Raw genomic sequence first — 16070 nt, 5'->3', positions numbered from 1 at the left:
TTTGTTTTTAAAGTAATTAAGCTTGTTTTAAACCTTTCAAAGCTTCGTTGATTTTATCAAAATCAGTTTCAATAGCGCGGTAAAGCACTATATTTCCTTTTTTATCAACGATGATGTAACGTGGAATCCAATCTAAGTCGATCGCTTTTCCGAATAAGCCTTTCATTCCGTCATTCATCATGTAATGATCGCCTTTTAATTCATGTTTTTCGATTCCAGCTTTCCATTTATCAGCTGTTTTATCAGCAGAAATGAATAAATAAGATACATCTGGATTATTGGCTTGTAATTCTTTTACTTTTGGCATTGCTTTTACACAATCACCACACCATGAAGCCCAAACTTCAATAACTAAAGTTTTTCCTTTGTATTTTTTCAAAATGCTTTTGAAGGCAACCTGGCTTCCATCTGAAGCTAATAATTTTTCAGACAAGGCTTCTTTTGAAAATTCTTTTTTCTGAGCCTGAGAGCATGAAAATGTAATAAACGCAATAACGACTAGGGCTAATTGTTTCATATTATATTAAAATTATTTTTATTTAGTACTGAATTCACAAAGTTAAACAAACAAATTGAATGCCAATTGTACATTAACAAAATTTGAAGAATCGTTTATTTTGTAACAAAATGTGAAATTTGGGTTACAAAAAACAGAATGAAATCGTAATAGTAGATAATCAAAATTGAAGATTCTATTAAAGAGGTCTTCAAAAGATTTAAAAAGGAGTAAATTTAGATTAAAATAAAATGCGTTTTGGGCAAAAAAACGTCGTGCTTTTATTCTATTCAAAGAAGAAAAGCATTTTGTTTTTTAGAATGATTTTATTATCCAGCTTTGAATAAAATTTTATAGCTCCCAGTTTTGTCATCAAATCGATATGAGGCATTTTTAATTTCAATAGATCTAATTTTGGTTCCAGAGCAATGATTATCTTTTATTTTTTCTGTAGTAACATGCAATTCGAAAATATTTTTGTCATCGTAACGTATACCGTAATTAAAAGTTCCGACTTCAAATCCTATGGAATTTATTACAAGACGATTTAATTCATCGGTTTTCATGTAAGCAGTTTGTATGATTTTATTTGTATCCAAATCAGTTACAGTAATCGCTTTTTTTGAATCAAAAGCACCATTCGTAAATAAATTTTGACCAGAATCAACATCAACAAATTCAAAATTAAGAGAGACAGGAGGTGTTGTACAATCAACAGCGTTGTCGCAACCAAGCGTTGTGATAAAGAGAAATATAAATGATAATTTTATGATTTGTTTCATTGAGTTGAAATTGTTTTTGTTTTCGTTAAATAATTAAGATGGTTACCAGTTTTTAAAGTTGCCAATTAGATCCTTAATTCAAATCATAATTTCCATTTGCCCATTTTTTGCTTGGAGCAATCCAGTTATCGGCAGCTTTATATAAAAATCCATGTTTTAGTCCTGTATTGAGTTCAATTTCTTTAAAGTGATTTATTTTCAGTTTTGAAGTTTCTTTCCTTTTAATCGCCGAAACACCATAAATATCTGATTTTTCATAAATTGTCAAAATGTTTCCGCAGAAATTAATCTCTGGGAATTCTTGAATATCTACATCTCTGAAACAGCCAATAAAAACAAAATTTACATTTGGATTAGCTAAATAAGTAGAAATAAATTGCGCGATATAACCGCCTTTTGAAGTTCCGATTACGGTTATTTTATCTGGAGAAACACCTTTTTTTAATAATGCTTTTACTTGTTTTACAATTTTTTCAGCGTATTTAGAGGTATTGGTGTTTTTCTTTCTGATTTCGCTGTAAACTATGAAATTATCTTTTCTGAAAGAAGCCAAAATTTCGTTATATTCAGCTTTTCCATATTCCGGATGTGGAACATTTAATGGATTTTGCTCTACATATGCATTGTGCAAAAAGAAGATGTAACGTTGGTCTTTGTTTGATGTTTGAGTTTGGCCGAAGCTTAATTGGCTGAATAGAAAAGCCGCTAAAAAAGTAAATAAAAACTTTGAGATTTGTTTCATAGAAATGTTTGGTTTCTTACAGTTGGTTTTAACAAATGTAAGAAAGAAAACCGTTTGGGAAATACTTTTTATTTAGCTGATTGTTTTACAATTAATGGCTGTGGAGTATCATTGTAAAAACTCAAAACTTCTTCTGCCTCTTTTTTAGAAAGGTATTCTAAATTGGCGTTTTCTAAAGTTTCTTGAGAACTCATCATAGAACGAGATAAAATCAGTTTAAAAACTTCTTTCTTTTCATCTATATTCTTTTTGTTTTTACTAAGATAGCCTTTGTATGCGTCTGCCATCTGCATCCAGATTTCGATTTCATTTTCGGGGTGTAAATCTCTCTTAAAATCAGTTATAGTTTGCTCTAAACTGCTTTTGTCAACTTCCGCAAAAATGGCATGTATAGTTTTGATTTTTTCAATTTGTTCTGGACTTAAATCCGAAACAACTTCATTTAAGTTGATATTCTCGGGATTGATTTTTATATTTTTTTCCTCTTTATTCTGGCAAGAAATAAACAGAACTAAAAATAGGAGATAAGCAAATCTTTTCTTTCCTGTAACACGATTAAAAAGATTTAGAATCACAGGAAAAATTACAAAGCTTATCCAAATTATAAATTGTCTGGAAACAAACTCATAGTAATAGTTTAAATAGAAAACAGAACCTATAAGAACAATGCAGAAAATGGAATCTAAATAATTTACCTGTTGTTCAGAATATCGATCAATATGTTCGTCTTTGAGTTCTTGTAGTTCTCTAAAATATCTTGAATTGAAAAACCTTTTCCATCTTGGCAGAAAACCAATAAGCATCATGAAATTCTGAATCATATAAATACTTGAAATTCCTAAAAGAAAATATTGAATTGCAATATATATTCCCTGCAAAATATCATTTGAATTGATAATGTTTTGATTATAAATTGAATTTAAATTATCTACGGCAAAAAACATCATGATTATTGAACTCCAAATACTTAGGATAAGTTTGTTTCTATCAGATAAATAAGTTCTTGTAAAGGCATGGAAAAAAGAAAATAATGAAAATAAAATACCAATAACCATTAAGGTTTGGGAGATTATATTGTCAAAGTTGATTAATCCGTTATCAGCTACCCAGTATATCATGGCAATCGAGAGAAATAATGTTATACCCTCGGTTAATTTTGGCGTTATATTTCGTTCATTAAATATGCGTGAATACATAACATAAAATATAAAGAAAATAAAAGGCCAAAACGTAAGACTTCTATCCAAAATGAATGAAAAATTACAATCTGATTCACCAACTATGGTGCATAAAAAAACACCAAATAAAAATATAAAAACAAAAGAAATGATCCCTATAAGAACTGATGTTGTCCATTTATTTGAAATTCTTTTACTTTCAAAAATTACACCAGCAATTAACGCCAAAACCTGAAGAGAAACTAAGTGTGTACCAGAAGATTTGTGAACAGAATAATCATAACCGGCATAAATAAGTAAAAATACTATAAATGAAAAAAGGAAAGGATTTTCATAAAACGTTTTGGTCAAATTTTTTCTTATCGCAGTTATCATTCTATTTTGTTTTTAATTGGAATTGGTTTAGTTTGATTTTCAAAAAATAACGCCAATATATCTAAAAAAAAATAGAAATATTGGCGTTATTTATATTGTTAAGATTTTTTAAATCCCATAAGCTACATCAGATAACTTTAAATCATCAACATCGTTGTAATGTACTTTTTGAACAATTGTTCCTTTGTGCAACACAACAATACTCGGATTTGCTCTTTCAACCGTTTTTAAAGCTGTTGCATCGCAGAAATAGAAATCAACATCTAAATTATATTGTTTTTTAGCTTTTGTAATTTCTTCAGTTCCAGAAGCCGTCATTCCAATAACTTTATAACCTTTAGCTTTTGCATCCGCAGCAACTTTTGCTAATTTTTTCATTCCTTCAGGATTTGACAAAGCCAAATCGTAAGTAACAAAAATTACTAATTTTGGTTCTTGCAATAATTCTGCTTTATAATCAGAATCGTCTTTTGTCATCGTGAAATCGTGAATTGGCGGTACAAAACCTTCAGTGATCACTTTGTCTTTTCTATCCACGAAAGTTGCACCTTCGGGAATATTCATTAAATCTTTTTCTGTAAATTCTTTGTCAACGCCGTTTACTTTGTAAATGAAAATCATTTCTACAACCGATTTTGGTGCGCCTTCCGGAATTTCCATTCCTTTCTCGATGTTTGTTCCAACTTTATACGGACGGAAATCTTTTATCGGATTATGGTTTAAAACCCAAACTGCCATGAAAACACATAAAACAATGCTTAGCAAGGTAAGAATGTTGGTCACCATTTTTGAAAATAATGGTTTTACTAATTTTTTATTGATGAATAAAATCAGGATAAAGAAAAGCAAAACAACATCTTTTGTGAAGGATTGCCAAGGTGTTAAGTGTAAAGCATCTCCAAAACATCCGCAATCTTTTACTACATCAAAATAAGCAGAATAGAAGGTAAGGAAGGTAAAGAAAACAATTAAAAGCAATAATGCCCAAATGGTTAATTTTGATTTATAACCAACCAACAACATTACACCTAAAACTACTTCCAGAATTACTAAAAAGATAGCTAATCCTAAAGCCAATGGCTCTAAAAAAGGCATATTAAAAACCGGTTCGCTAAAATATTCTGCCAATTTATAAGAGAAACCAACAGGGTCATTTAGTTTGATTAATCCGGAAATGATAAATAATACACCGACAAATATGCGGGAGAATTGGGTAAGGATGTTTTTCATAACAAATATTTAAGTATTAAAATTCTAAACTCCAATTTTAGCATTGGAATCTAAAATTTCTTTTTTTGAATTTGATTTATTTTATCGGATTTAGAATTAACGCAAAAACAGAATAATTAATCATATCCTGATAATTAGCATCAATGCCTTCAGAAACTAAAGTTTTTCCTTTGTTGTCTTCAATTTGCTTAACGCGAAGGAGTTTCTGCAGAATCAAATCGGTTAAAGAACTCACGCGCATATCACGCCAAGCCTCACCGTAATCGTGATTTTTCGCTTCCATTAAGTCTTTTGTCAGTTTTACTTTAGCGTCATACAATTCTGTTGCTTTTTCAACGTCAAGATCCGGCTGATCAACAACGCCTAATTCTAACTGAATCAAAGCCATAATCGAATAATTGATAATTCCGATGAATTCTCCTTTTTCATCTTCATCAACTTTACGGATATCGTTTTCCTGTAAACTTCTGATTCGTTGCGCTTTTATGAAAATTTGATCGGTTAGAGAAGGAAGTCTTAAAATTCTCCATGCACTGCCGTAATCTTTCATTTTATTGATGAACAAGGTTCGGCAAACCGCGATAACATTATCAAATTCTTGGGAAGTATTCTTCATTTATATGCTGTATATTTGCTTAAATTTTTCCAAAAATAAGGATAATTTTTTAAGAGTTTCAAGTTTCAGGTTTTCTTTGTTCCAAGTTTTTTCTAAACAAAGTGTTAACGGTTATAACTTGAAACTCGAAACTAGTTTAAAAAGTTTCAGGTTTCAGGTTTCAAGTTCCAGAACTTTCGCAATCTGTATCAACTTGAAACTTGAAACCTGAAACAAAATAAACAAATGACAATTAACTGCAAAGGCGAACTTATAGATTTATCGATTCCTAAAGTAATGGGGATTTTAAATGTTACGCCAAATTCTTTCTTTGATGGAGGAAAATATAAAAACGAAGACGAAATCATTTCACAAGTCGACAAAATGCTTTCTGAAGGCGCTACATTTATTGATATCGGCGCTTATTCAAGTAAACCAAGTGCCGAATTTGTTTCGGAACAAGAAGAAATCGACCGTATTGTTCCTGCGATAGAATTGATTTTAAAGCATTTTCCAGAAACATTATTGTCAATCGATACTTTCAGAGCCGAAGTTGCAAAAGCAAGTATTGAAAGCGGTGCAGCGATTATAAATGATATTGCAGCGGGAGAACTTGATGATAAAATGTTTGATGTTATTGCAAAATACAATGTTCCTTACATTATGATGCATATGCGTGGAAATCCGCAGACAATGCAGAGTTTGACGCAATATGATGATATTGTAAAAGAAATGCTTTTTTATTTTTCGGAAAAAGTAAAAAAAGCAAGAAGTTTAGGAATCAATGATTTGATTCTCGATCCTGGTTTCGGTTTTGCTAAAACAACTGATCAGAATTATGAAGTGATGCAAAAAATGGAACTTTTTAATTTGTTGGAATTACCTGTTTTAGCAGGGATTTCCAGAAAATCGATGATTTATAAAACGCTTGATATTACAGCGCAGGAAGCTTTAAACGGAACAACGTTTTTAAACACAATTGCTTTGACAAAAGGCACGAAAATTTTGCGTGTTCATGATGTGAAAGAAGCTGTGGAATGTGTTGCTTTATTTAATAAATTAGATTTATAATTAAAATAATCGCTTGGTTTTGTCATTTCGACGAAGGAGAAATCACACTCGAAACTCGACAAAAATTGGCGAATTTCTTTGAGGAAATACTAGTGTGATTTCTCCTTCGTCGAAATGACAAACTGTATGTGAAAATTAATAATAAAATGAAATATTTTACCTTAATTATTGCTTTTATTCTTTTCTCCTGCGGAGAAAAAAAAGACGTTTTACTCCCAAAATCAAACGTTACAATCGTAAAAGACATTCAAGATCATTCTCCAATTTACATCTTTTTTAAGGTAGAAGCAAAAGATACAATTGCCGACGTAAACAGAAAAAACAGCATCATTTCAACGAATTGGATTTTCAATATTGACAAACGTTTACCATTGAAATTGGTAATTCCTGAAGTGATGAAATTACAGGAAAAAAAGCGTGGCGACAGCGCGCATAAAAATGAAAACGCACAAAATTACTATTCCTACGCAGATTCAATCGGAAAGAATTTAGCCTTTCTACCTTTCACGAAAGTGCATTATAAAATGGAAATTGCGAATAATAGAAGCCAGCTGTATTTTAAAAAGAATGGAATGATAAAATACAGTGGAGGGAAAGCTTATGATTTTCCAAAAAGTAATTTAAAACCATTTTTAGATAGTTTAGTTATCAACCCAAAAGCTCAAATTACATTTTCATATGATAAAAACATGAGCTATGAAGAATATATTCAATGTAAGATTTTAGTAAAAACTATAATTGATAAAAAGATTCCATTCGTTTTTATAAATGAAGACGAAGAATTCATTTTTTAGAAACTGCGATTAAACAATTAAACAAATTAACGATTAACCGTTACTGATGATGATAAGGTTCATTTCGTAAAATCGTAAATCCGCGGTATAATTGTTCGATAAAAAATAAACGAACCATTTGATGTGAAAACGTCATCAGCGAAAGCGAAACTTTTCCTTGCGCTTTTTTATAAACCGTTTCAGAAAAACCATAAGGGCCTCCAATAACAAAAACCAACGTTTTTACACCAGAATTCATTTTCTTTTGCAATTCTTCAGAAAAACCAACGCTGGAAAAGTTTTTTCCGTTTTCATCCAATAAAATCAGTTGATCTGTTGCTGAAAGTTTTGACAAAATCAATTCGCCTTCTTTTTCTTTTTGCTGACTTTCAGATAAGTTTTTTACGTTTTTGATATCCGGAATAATCTCTAAATCAAATTTGATGTAAAACGACAAACGTTTGGTATAATCGTCAATTAAAGTCTGAAGCGATTTATTATCTGTTTTGCCTATTGCGATGAGTTTGATGTTCATGTCTATTTTTTATTTTCAAAAACGGTTTCAAAATGTTCTACAACAGGAAATGGTTCATAATAATGATGCAAAATCTTTTTCCATTCTAAATATGCCTCAGAATTTCTAAATCCGATTGTATGATCTTCTAGTGTATTCCAATCAACTAATAAAAGATATTTATTTTCGACTTCAATACATTTCTCCAAACGATGCCCTGAATAGCCATCAATTGAAGAAATGTATTGACTTGCTTTTGTAAAATCAGTTTCAAATGTTGATGCTAATTCTGGTTTTATAAAAAGATATACTGCTTCTAAAATCATATTTAATTAATTTTTTATTTACCAGATCTGCTAGATCTGCTAGAAAAAATTATACTCTCGCAGATTTAGCAGATTTTATGTTTTTATTAGTTTTTAGAAAACTTCGATTCAAAAACCTTAAATCTATTATCAAGATCTTTAATTAATTGTTTTTTAACTGATTCATCCTGAATAAAACTATAATTGATACTATTGTAAACATATTTTTTTATAGCAGCATACGAAACGTCCTGATATCTTTTTGCTAATAAAACATATTGCTCTGTCATATTACTTCTTAAAATTCCTGCATCGTCTGTACTGATTACAATTGGCACATTGAATTCTTTGTAAAGCGTAAACGGATGTCTGTTTTCTTTTACTTTTAAAATGAATTCGTTGCTAGCTAAATTAATCTCAATCGGAATATTATTTTTCGACATATATTTCAATAAATCATACGAATTAGCTTCGTAAGCGATATCAACGCCATGACCAATTCTGTTAGCTCCGGCAACATAAATGGCATCGTTAATATGCCAGGTCAATTCTTCTGGCTGAACCAAACCTAAAGTTAATTCGCCCGCGTGCAGCGTGTATTTTACATTCGGAAATTTATCGTGGCAATATTTAAACATCACCATATGAAGCCAGTAATCTTTCATAGAATTCTCGCCATGTTCCGGAGAAACAATGTTCACTCCTGCAGTTAATTTACTTTCGTTAGAAGAAATAAAAGCAATAACCAGATTTTTGAATAAATCTATAGGTTCCATAAAACGAAGCACAAAATTTTGATAACGCATCGTGAATTTTTCGTCATCAATTTTTAAGTCTTTGTGAAGTTTTGCTAAGAAATTTGTATTGAAATCTTCGGCGTATTTTTTTGCATCTTTTTTCTGAAGCGATTTGTATAAATCGTCTAAAAGTTTTAGAACTGCTTTTTCATCTTTTTGAGAAGATGCCTGACGCAATTTTGAATTAAAATCCGATAAATCTGAAACATTCATGTTACAAGGAATTGTAGATAATTGTGTTTCGATATAACTTACATTTTCTGCAATGGCACGTTTTTTCAATTCGAGCATTCCTTCTGCAAAATGTCCTTGAATTGTCGGTTCGAATTTCATAAAAGAGTCAAAAAATTGATCGTCAGAAGGAACATAACCATTATAATCTTTTATTGACCAAGTCTGCATAACTTGTTGTTGATAATGGTCTAATTTGCCTTCGTTTTTTATAGAAGAAAAAGTCTGCCAATTTCCGTTTGCAGGTTTTGTTTTAGAAACTGCCATGGTTTCTACATTCAAATAAAAGTCTTCAGAAATTGCTCTTTCTAAAAGTGGCTCGGCGTAAATTGATCCTGAAAAATGGTGGTGTAAATCGCCTCCTTTTGGCATTTGTTGAAAAAAAGCTGTTAAGAGAGCTTCATTATTTCTGATTTTTTCTAAATAACTTTCAGCCGATTGAGAAAAGCCGATTTGTGCTATAAAAATACAGAAAAACGTAATTATCCTTGTCATACTCTAAGTTTAAATTACGCGCAAATATACGAGTTTCTGCGGAGATTTTAAAATTCAATTTTTTGATGAGGGAATTTAACCGCAAAGAACGCAAGGTTTTTATTATCTGTAAGACTTAATATAAACGCAAAGTTCGCAAAGCTTTATCAAAAAAAACTTTGCGAACTTTGCGTAATCTTTTGCTTCCGATAGCTATCGCGATTGCGGTTTAAAAAAAAACTTAGAACCTTAGGATCTCAGAATCTTAGAACCTTTAAGAAAAAAGTACATCACGAATTTCTTCAACCTTATCAAAAACGCTTTTGGCAAAAGGACAAAGCGGAATAATTTTCAAATTATTAGCCCTTGCATAATCTACAGCGGCCATAACTAATTTTTTCCCAACACCTTTTCCGTTAAAATCAGGACTTACTTCCGTGTGATCAATTATAAATTTTGTATCTCCTGCCCATGTATAGGTCATTTTGCCAGCTTCTTTTCCGTCCTCTACAGCTTCAAAATAGCCTCTTCTTGTATCGTTTATTTGTTGAATTTCCATGTTTTTAAATTAATGTAGTTTTAATTTCGATTGAATGCGTTAGTGTTTTGTGAATTGGGCAGCTGTTTGCGATTGTTTCTAAACGTTGTCTTTGTGTTTCGTCAACTTCGCCAATTACTTCAATTCTTCTGGTAAATGAGGTACAATTTCGCTCTGAATCTCTTTCAAAATCAATTTTGATATTGATTTCTTCGACATTCCATTGTTTGCGATTAATGTACATTCGCAAAGTAATCAATGTGCAAGAAGCCAATGATGAAGCCAAAAGCTCTGTTGGATTTAAACCCAAATTTTTCCCTCCAAGTTGTTGCGGTTCATCTGAAATTAAAATATTTCCGCTTGCAGAAGTAATTTCGGTACGATACAAACGTGTATCTATTTTTGCTGAAACTGTATCCATAATTATTTGATTCTTGGTTCAGGTAATGGAACAAATTCGGTTTCGCCTGGAACTTTCGGGAAAGTTTGTTCTGTCCAGTCTTTTTTTGCTTTTTCGATTAATTCTTTATCTGAAGAAACGAAGTTCCAAAAAATAAAATGTTCCTCAGGAAATGGCTGTCCACCAAAGATATAAACCGTTGAGTTTTCAGAAATTTCAAACTCACAAAGAGAAGCTTCAGTTGTAATTAAAATTTGTCTCGGATCATAAACATGTTCGCCGTTTTTAATACTTCCTTCCAAAATATACAAACCACTTTCGCCGAATAAATGGCTTCCAATATTGATTTTCTTCGCTTCCTTACTTTTAATTTCAATAAAATAAAGCGGACTATAAACAGGTACCGGTGATTTTTTACCAAAAGCTTCTCCGGCGATTAATTTGTACGAAACGCCATCTTCTTCCCAAGCCGGAATATCGTCTGCTTCGACATGCGTAAAATTAGGGTCCATTTGCTCTAATTCTTTTGGAAGCGCCACCCAAATCTGTAATCCGTGAAGCATTTTGTCTGAATGTCTTAAGTATTCTGGAGTTCTTTCAGAATGAACAATTCCTTTTCCGGCTGTCATCCAGTTTACAGCGCCGGGTTTTATTTCTAATTCTGTTCCTAAACTATCGCGGTGCATAATGCTTCCTTCAAACAAAAAAGTCAATGTTGAAAGTCCGATATGTGGATGCGGCGGAACATCCATATTTTCATGATCACTTAAATGCGCAGGCCCCATATGATCGATAAATACAAATGGTCCAACGGCTCTTTTTTCGCGGAAAGGCAATAAACGTCCCACCATAAAATTGCCAATATTGGCTGAGCGTTCTTCGATAATTAAACTGATATTTGACATGTGGTATTTTGATTTGATTTGATTTGAAAACAAAATTACAGTTGTGATAGAAATCTGTAACTTAATTTAGATTAAGAAAAGTTGTTTTTGGTATTAACTATAAAAGTAGTGAAAATGTGGAATAATTCAAATGCTTCTTTTTATGCAGTTCTGTTTATCATTCCGAGGAACGAGGAATCTCCACGAGAAGCTCGACAAAGATTGGAACTTTAGATTGCGGAGATTCCTCGTTCCTCGGAATGACAAACTAGCTCGTTAAACTGGAATAATTTGTGTTTAATCAATCAATTCAAACTCCAAAACCTCACTCTCCGTTCCATTAATAATAATCGATAATTGATGAATTCCAGTGTGAAAAACTCTCGTTGTAATTAACTTAAAAGATTGATTTCTTTCAATCTTAGTCAATTGATTCGGATGATAAACTTTCTCACTGATTTTAAAGACTTTTTTTGCTAAATGTCCCTTTGCTTTTTTGTAATGAACGGCATATTCTAAACGAATCGTTTTAGCTTCTTCGTTTTTATTATTTAAATGAAATTGAAACTGCAAATAATCTCCAATTTTCACTAGAGGTGTTTTAATTTCAAAAGAAGAAAGTTCAATATTGGTGCTTTCTAAACCGTAATGACTTAAAATTTCTGGATGTCCTTGTTTTAATAAAGTTCTGCATCCGTGTTTTATAATTCCGTCCGTTTCTTTGCTGTGATTTTTCCATTTATTGGCAATTTCTAATACAATTTGTGGATTATCTTTTGCAATATCATTTAAACTATTGGCAACGCTTCGACGGACATATTCTGAAGAATCATTTTTTAGATTCTCTAAAATAGGAAGAATAGAAGAAGGATCTTTTTTTAGAAACGGAATCGCCATTGCCCACGGTAATCTCGGGCGTGAACCTTCGCTGGCTAATCTTCGAACATGATGATTCTTGTGTAAAGACCATTTTATCATTTCATCAATCATTTGTTCTTTATACTTTAAAATAAAAGGGCGAACGGCAAATTCACAGCTTATAAACTGTGTGATAGAAACAAAGGCTTTCGCCGAAGTTTTAAAATCGTCTAAACCATATATTTCGATATAATCAGCAAAAAATATGAACGCCAGATTGCTGTCTGCAAAGTTGTTTTTCTTTAAATTTTCGATGATTTTATCAATTGCAGCAACAGCTTCGGGAAAATTTTGAGGCATAAATTGGTGAAACACAACAGTTGTATGTTTCATTCTTTCTTTCCATTCTTTTTGTGCAAAATCGCCTTCGTAAATGGCTTCAATAAATTTTTGCTTGTTGAATGTTGGATGCACTTCGGCGACAGCCTGACTAAATTTTTCGTAAAAAGAAACCGAATAAATATCTTTAATTAATCCCATGATTTTGTTTGAATGAACCTCAAAGGTATTTAATTCAACGCTTATTAAGGGAGTAAGTCTTGTTAAGAATTGTAACTTTTTTTTCTGAATATTTTAATGGTTAAAAAAGAAAATTTTAATGTTTTGAAAAATTTTTCATGTTAATGAAATTTTCAAATCCATAAAATATGTGCTACTTTAGCATCTTATAAAATTTAGAAAAAAATGATTAGCGAAGCACAATTTCAAACCGAATTACAGTTAATGATTAGTAATGCAATTCGAGAAGATGTAGGTCCGGGAGATTATAGTTCATTGGCTTGTATTCCTGATACGGCGCACGGACAGGCTAAATTGTTAGTGAAAGATCAGGGAATTATTGCGGGTGTTGCCTTGGCGAAAATGATTTTTGAATTTGTCGATCCAAAATTAAAAATAAAGACTTTTATCGAAGACGGAACACATGTAGAATACGGCGATGTCGTTTTTGAAGTTTCCGGAAGTTCGCAGTCTATTTTAAAATCTGAAAGAGTGGTTTTGAATACCATGCAACGTATGTCGGCGATTGCAACAAAAACCAATCATTTGATGCAACTTTTAGAAGGAACGGGCGCTAAAATTTTAGACACACGCAAAACAACTCCAAATTTCAGAGTGGCAGAAAAGTGGGCGGTAAAAATTGGCGGAGGCGAAAATCACCGTTATGCTTTGTATGATATGATTATGCTGAAAGATAATCATATCGATTTTGCTGGCGGAATTACGCTTGCAATCAAAAAGACTAAAGAATATTTAAAAGCAAATAATTTAGATTTAAAAATTATTGTTGAGGCTCGAAATCTAGACGAAATTCGTGAGATTTTGTTAAGCGAGGGCGTTCACAGAATTTTGATCGATAACTTTAATTATGAAGATACTAAAAAGGCTGTGGATTTAATTGGCAAAAAATGTCAGACAGAATCTTCAGGAAATATCAACGAAAAAACAATTCGCGAATATGGTCTTTGCGGTGTAAATTACATATCTTCAGGAGCTTTGACGCATTCTGTTTATAATATGGATTTGAGCTTAAAAGCGTTTTAGTTAAGTTATGAGTTTTGAGTTATAAGTTATGAGTTGAATTTTGTGATCTAAAATTTAAACTCAGAAATCTAAAATCAAATAAATATGTCGCAAGAGATAGAAGCTCGGATTGAGAAATTGCCTGTGGTGCGTTCTTTCGCCCGACTTTTAAAGAAAATAAAATTGCCTTGGCTGGAAGGTTTTTCGCTGTATGATTTGATCGAAATGTACGTTATCGGTATTATTGATGGTGCATTTTCTTATCATGCGAGTGCGGTTTCTTTTAGCTTTTTTATGGCTTTATTTCCGTTTGCTTTATTTATTTTAAACTTAATTCCCTTTATCCCAATTGATAATTTTCAGGAGGATTTTCTTCAGTTTGTACAGCAAGGAGTTCCTCCCAATACGTACGATGCTATTAGCAAAATTATCAGCGATATCTTAAATAATAGTCACTCGGGATTATTGTCAACCGGTTTTTTTCTTTCGATTTTTTTGATGGCAAATGGTATTAACGGAATCTTGAGTGGTTTTGAATCTTCCAAACATGTTTTTGATAAACGTGGGTTTTTGCATCAATATTTAGTGGCGTTGGCAATTTCACTTGTAATGACCATAATTTTGTTTGTAACGGTAGCTACGATTGTCGTTTTTGAGGTATTTATCCAAAAAACAATTATTCAGGATGTACTTAGTGATCGAATTCCGTTGATTATTTTGGGCCGATATTTGTTTGTTCTTTTGATGATTTTGATAACATCTTCAATATTATTACGTTATGGTACAAAACAGTATAATAAAGTGCCTTTTATTAGCATCGGATCTGTTTTTACAACGGTCTTAATTGTTATATCTTCGTTCTTTTTTGGGATTTGGGTTATAAAATTCTCAAAATATAACGAACTTTATGGCTCAATTGGGACATTATTAATTCTAATGTTTTACATTTGGATAAACTGTATGATTCTGCTTTTAGGGTTCGAATTGAATGCTACTATCAGAAAATTAAAACAAAAAAAAAATAAATAGTATGAAAAATTGGATGTTAGCAATTGGTGTTTTTTTCTTCGCGATGAGTGTTCAGGCTCAAAGTGTTATTGGGAAATGGAAAACAATTGACGATGAAACTGGAGAAGCAAAATCAATCGTAGAAGTTTACGAAAAATCAGGAAAAATTTACGGTAAAGTAGTAGAAATACTTCGTGAAAATCATAAAAAAGATGTCTGTTCTAAATGTGACGGTGCTGAAAAAAACAAACCAATTTTAGGAATGGTGATTATTAACGGACTTAAAAAAGACGGAAACGAATATAACGACGGAACTATTTTAGACCCAACAAACGGTAAAAAATACAAATGTTATATCACTTTAGAATCTGCTGATAAATTAAAACTTCGCGGTTATGTTGGGATTTCTTTAATGGGAAGAACACAATATTGGACACGAGTGAAATAATTAATTCAAATAATACATGCGAAAATTAGCTTCGATAATTTTATTCTTAGTTTTAGTTTCAAATAGCTTTGGACAATCTAAGAATTCTCCATTACAAATAAGTCATCTTACAGGTGACTTTTATGTTTATAAAACGTTTCATGATTATAAAGGAACGATGATTTCTGCCAATGCCATGTATCTGGTTACTGATAAAGGTGTTGTTCTTTTTGATGCTCCTTGGGACGAAGCGCAATTCCAGCCTTTGTTGGATAGCATAAAGATAAAACATAACAAAGAAGTTGTAATGCTTTTTGCTACGCATTCTCATGATGATCGCGCAGGCGGATTTGATTTTTATAGAAAAAAAGGAATTAAAACATATTCTATTAAGTTGACTGATGATATTCTGAAAAAAGAAAAGAAACCGCGAGCTGAATTCATAATTCCTAATGATAAAACTTTTACAGTCGGCCAACATACTTTTGAGGTTTATTATCCAGGAAAAGGACATGCGCCAGACAATATTGTGGTTTGGTTTGATAAAGAAAAAGTGCTTTATGGAGCTTGTTTTATCAAAAGTGCCGATGCTCAGGATCTTGGTTATTTAGGCGATGCTGATGTCAAAGAATGGAAAACATCTATAAAAAAAGTACAAACGAAGTTTAAAAGTCCAAAGTATATTATTCCGGGTCATGAAGATTGGATAAATATTCAATCTTTAAATCATACTCAGAAATTGGTTGATGAGTATTTGGCTCAAAAATCTTTAGGAAAAAAATAGTTTTCCAAATCATATTTAAAATTGTTG

The 16070-nt window shown here is 31.7% G+C and carries 19 protein-coding genes; 6 read left to right on the top strand and 13 right to left on the bottom strand.

What is annotated here, in order from left to right; translation table 11 throughout:
• Nucleotides 1-16 precede the first annotated feature (16 nt).
• The 6 genes from FN795_RS03045 to FN795_RS03020 form a co-directional block, all read right to left on the bottom strand.
• Complete coding sequence (locus FN795_RS03045; protein WP_035648277.1) at nucleotides 17-517, bottom strand: TlpA family protein disulfide reductase; 501 nt, start codon at nucleotides 515-517, stop codon at nucleotides 17-19.
• A gap of 308 nt (nucleotides 518-825) precedes the next feature.
• Nucleotides 826-1278, bottom strand: a complete 453-nt coding sequence (locus tag FN795_RS03040) for a hypothetical protein (RefSeq protein WP_142449309.1) — start codon at nucleotides 1276-1278, stop codon at nucleotides 826-828.
• A gap of 73 nt (nucleotides 1279-1351) precedes the next feature.
• The gene (locus tag FN795_RS03035; protein ID WP_142449308.1) at nucleotides 1352-2020 is read right to left on the bottom strand and encodes an alpha/beta hydrolase; all 669 of its coding nucleotides are present in this window, start codon (nucleotides 2018-2020) and stop codon (nucleotides 1352-1354) included.
• A gap of 68 nt (nucleotides 2021-2088) precedes the next feature.
• Complete coding sequence (locus tag FN795_RS03030) at nucleotides 2089-3573, bottom strand: hypothetical protein (RefSeq protein WP_142449307.1); 1485 nt, start codon at nucleotides 3571-3573, stop codon at nucleotides 2089-2091.
• A gap of 108 nt (nucleotides 3574-3681) precedes the next feature.
• Complete coding sequence (locus FN795_RS03025) at nucleotides 3682-4803, bottom strand: BT_3928 family protein (protein ID WP_142449306.1); 1122 nt, start codon at nucleotides 4801-4803, stop codon at nucleotides 3682-3684.
• Between the two features lie 76 nt (nucleotides 4804-4879).
• On the bottom strand, nucleotides 4880-5419 hold the full coding sequence (locus tag FN795_RS03020) for a DUF1599 domain-containing protein (RefSeq protein ID WP_035648267.1): 540 nt from the start codon (nucleotides 5417-5419) through the stop codon (nucleotides 4880-4882).
• A 225-nt stretch (nucleotides 5420-5644) separates the two neighbouring features.
• Here FN795_RS03020 and folP point away from each other — a divergent pair, with 225 nt between their 5' ends.
• Together folP and FN795_RS03010 are read left to right on the top strand one after the other, a co-directional pair.
• Nucleotides 5645-6469 carry a dihydropteroate synthase gene (gene folP / locus FN795_RS03015; RefSeq protein ID WP_142449305.1) on the top strand — a complete coding sequence of 275 codons (825 nt, stop codon included), beginning with the start codon at nucleotides 5645-5647 and terminating at the stop codon, nucleotides 6467-6469.
• Nucleotides 6470-6615: 146 nt separating this feature from the next.
• A complete protein-coding gene (locus tag FN795_RS03010; protein WP_142449304.1) occupies nucleotides 6616-7263 on the top strand; it encodes a hypothetical protein in 648 nt (215 codons plus the stop codon).
• 40 nt (nucleotides 7264-7303) lie between these two features.
• On the opposite strand, the gene rlmH is transcribed toward FN795_RS03010, so the two are convergent.
• The 7 genes from rlmH to FN795_RS02975 all read right to left on the bottom strand — a co-directional run bounded on the left by rlmH (nucleotide 7304) and on the right by FN795_RS02975 (nucleotide 12783).
• Nucleotides 7304-7777 carry a 23S rRNA (pseudouridine(1915)-N(3))-methyltransferase RlmH gene (gene rlmH / locus FN795_RS03005; RefSeq protein ID WP_026729408.1) on the bottom strand — a complete coding sequence of 158 codons (474 nt, stop codon included), beginning with the start codon at nucleotides 7775-7777 and terminating at the stop codon, nucleotides 7304-7306.
• 2 nt (nucleotides 7778-7779) lie between these two features.
• Complete coding sequence (locus FN795_RS03000; RefSeq protein WP_142449303.1) at nucleotides 7780-8082, bottom strand: antibiotic biosynthesis monooxygenase family protein; 303 nt, start codon at nucleotides 8080-8082, stop codon at nucleotides 7780-7782.
• A gap of 86 nt (nucleotides 8083-8168) precedes the next feature.
• Nucleotides 8169-9584 (bottom strand): amidohydrolase family protein, encoded by a 1416-nt coding sequence (locus FN795_RS02995; RefSeq protein ID WP_142449302.1) that lies wholly within the window; start codon nucleotides 9582-9584, stop codon nucleotides 8169-8171.
• A 253-nt stretch (nucleotides 9585-9837) separates the two neighbouring features.
• Nucleotides 9838-10122 carry a GNAT family N-acetyltransferase gene (locus FN795_RS02990; RefSeq protein ID WP_142449301.1) on the bottom strand — a complete coding sequence of 95 codons (285 nt, stop codon included), beginning with the start codon at nucleotides 10120-10122 and terminating at the stop codon, nucleotides 9838-9840.
• A gap of 4 nt (nucleotides 10123-10126) precedes the next feature.
• The gene (locus FN795_RS02985) at nucleotides 10127-10522 is read right to left on the bottom strand and encodes an OsmC family protein (RefSeq protein ID WP_142449300.1); all 396 of its coding nucleotides are present in this window, start codon (nucleotides 10520-10522) and stop codon (nucleotides 10127-10129) included.
• Nucleotides 10523-10524: 2 nt separating this feature from the next.
• Nucleotides 10525-11406, bottom strand: coding sequence for a pirin family protein (locus FN795_RS02980; protein ID WP_142449299.1), 882 nt, complete (start codon nucleotides 11404-11406; stop codon nucleotides 10525-10527).
• Nucleotides 11407-11682: 276 nt separating this feature from the next.
• Nucleotides 11683-12783, bottom strand: coding sequence for a DNA alkylation repair protein (locus FN795_RS02975; protein WP_142449298.1), 1101 nt, complete (start codon nucleotides 12781-12783; stop codon nucleotides 11683-11685).
• Nucleotides 12784-12987: 204 nt separating this feature from the next.
• Here FN795_RS02975 and nadC point away from each other — a divergent pair, with 204 nt between their 5' ends.
• The 4 genes from nadC to bla-B1-FLAV all read left to right on the top strand — a co-directional run bounded on the left by nadC (nucleotide 12988) and on the right by bla-B1-FLAV (nucleotide 16043).
• A complete protein-coding gene (nadC, locus tag FN795_RS02970) occupies nucleotides 12988-13845 on the top strand; it encodes a carboxylating nicotinate-nucleotide diphosphorylase (RefSeq protein ID WP_142449297.1) in 858 nt (285 codons plus the stop codon).
• An 84-nt stretch (nucleotides 13846-13929) separates the two neighbouring features.
• Nucleotides 13930-14853, top strand: a complete 924-nt coding sequence (locus tag FN795_RS02965) for a YihY/virulence factor BrkB family protein (protein WP_035648244.1) — start codon at nucleotides 13930-13932, stop codon at nucleotides 14851-14853.
• 1 nt (nucleotide 14854) lies between these two features.
• On the top strand, nucleotides 14855-15280 hold the full coding sequence (locus FN795_RS02960) for a DUF2147 domain-containing protein (protein ID WP_142449296.1): 426 nt from the start codon (nucleotides 14855-14857) through the stop codon (nucleotides 15278-15280).
• Nucleotides 15281-15296: 16 nt separating this feature from the next.
• Nucleotides 15297-16043 carry a subclass B1 metallo-beta-lactamase gene (gene bla-B1-FLAV, locus FN795_RS02955; protein ID WP_142449295.1) on the top strand — a complete coding sequence of 249 codons (747 nt, stop codon included), beginning with the start codon at nucleotides 15297-15299 and terminating at the stop codon, nucleotides 16041-16043.
• Nucleotides 16044-16070 lie beyond the last annotated feature (27 nt).

The organism is Flavobacterium resistens, assembly GCF_900182645.1.
In the GTDB taxonomy this organism is placed as follows: Bacteria; Bacteroidota; Bacteroidia; order Flavobacteriales; family Flavobacteriaceae; genus Flavobacterium; species Flavobacterium resistens.
Note: the sequence above shows the minus strand (reverse complement) of the source record. Positions and strands in the feature narration are given on the sequence as shown.

What these genes read in the sequence shown, in the direction of transcription:
- FN795_RS02975 (WP_142449298.1), bottom strand. Translation starts at nt 12,783, where the DNA reads ATGGGATTAATTAAAGATATTTATTCGGTTTCTTTTTACGAAAAATTT.
- bla-B1-FLAV (WP_142449295.1), top strand. Translation starts at nt 15,297, where the DNA reads ATGCGAAAATTAGCTTCGATAATTTTATTCTTAGTTTTAGTTTCAAAT.
- FN795_RS02985 (WP_142449300.1), bottom strand. Translation starts at nt 10,522, where the DNA reads ATGGATACAGTTTCAGCAAAAATAGATACACGTTTGTATCGTACCGAA.
- FN795_RS03020 (WP_035648267.1), bottom strand. Translation starts at nt 5,419, where the DNA reads ATGAAGAATACTTCCCAAGAATTTGATAATGTTATCGCGGTTTGCCGA.
- FN795_RS02980 (WP_142449299.1), bottom strand. Translation starts at nt 11,406, where the DNA reads ATGTCAAATATCAGTTTAATTATCGAAGAACGCTCAGCCAATATTGGC.
- FN795_RS03000 (WP_142449303.1), bottom strand. Translation starts at nt 8,082, where the DNA reads ATGATTTTAGAAGCAGTATATCTTTTTATAAAACCAGAATTAGCATCA.
- FN795_RS03045 (WP_035648277.1), bottom strand. Translation starts at nt 517, where the DNA reads ATGAAACAATTAGCCCTAGTCGTTATTGCGTTTATTACATTTTCATGC.
- FN795_RS02995 (WP_142449302.1), bottom strand. Translation starts at nt 9,584, where the DNA reads ATGACAAGGATAATTACGTTTTTCTGTATTTTTATAGCACAAATCGGC.
- FN795_RS02960 (WP_142449296.1), top strand. Translation starts at nt 14,855, where the DNA reads ATGAAAAATTGGATGTTAGCAATTGGTGTTTTTTTCTTCGCGATGAGT.
- FN795_RS03040 (WP_142449309.1), bottom strand. Translation starts at nt 1,278, where the DNA reads ATGAAACAAATCATAAAATTATCATTTATATTTCTCTTTATCACAACG.
- nadC (WP_142449297.1), top strand. Translation starts at nt 12,988, where the DNA reads ATGATTAGCGAAGCACAATTTCAAACCGAATTACAGTTAATGATTAGT.
- FN795_RS02990 (WP_142449301.1), bottom strand. Translation starts at nt 10,122, where the DNA reads ATGGAAATTCAACAAATAAACGATACAAGAAGAGGCTATTTTGAAGCT.
- rlmH (WP_026729408.1), bottom strand. Translation starts at nt 7,777, where the DNA reads ATGAACATCAAACTCATCGCAATAGGCAAAACAGATAATAAATCGCTT.
- folP (WP_142449305.1), top strand. Translation starts at nt 5,645, where the DNA reads ATGACAATTAACTGCAAAGGCGAACTTATAGATTTATCGATTCCTAAA.
- FN795_RS02965 (WP_035648244.1), top strand. Translation starts at nt 13,930, where the DNA reads ATGTCGCAAGAGATAGAAGCTCGGATTGAGAAATTGCCTGTGGTGCGT.
- FN795_RS03035 (WP_142449308.1), bottom strand. Translation starts at nt 2,020, where the DNA reads ATGAAACAAATCTCAAAGTTTTTATTTACTTTTTTAGCGGCTTTTCTA.
- FN795_RS03025 (WP_142449306.1), bottom strand. Translation starts at nt 4,803, where the DNA reads ATGAAAAACATCCTTACCCAATTCTCCCGCATATTTGTCGGTGTATTA.
- FN795_RS03010 (WP_142449304.1), top strand. Translation starts at nt 6,616, where the DNA reads ATGAAATATTTTACCTTAATTATTGCTTTTATTCTTTTCTCCTGCGGA.
- FN795_RS03030 (WP_142449307.1), bottom strand. Translation starts at nt 3,573, where the DNA reads ATGATAACTGCGATAAGAAAAAATTTGACCAAAACGTTTTATGAAAAT.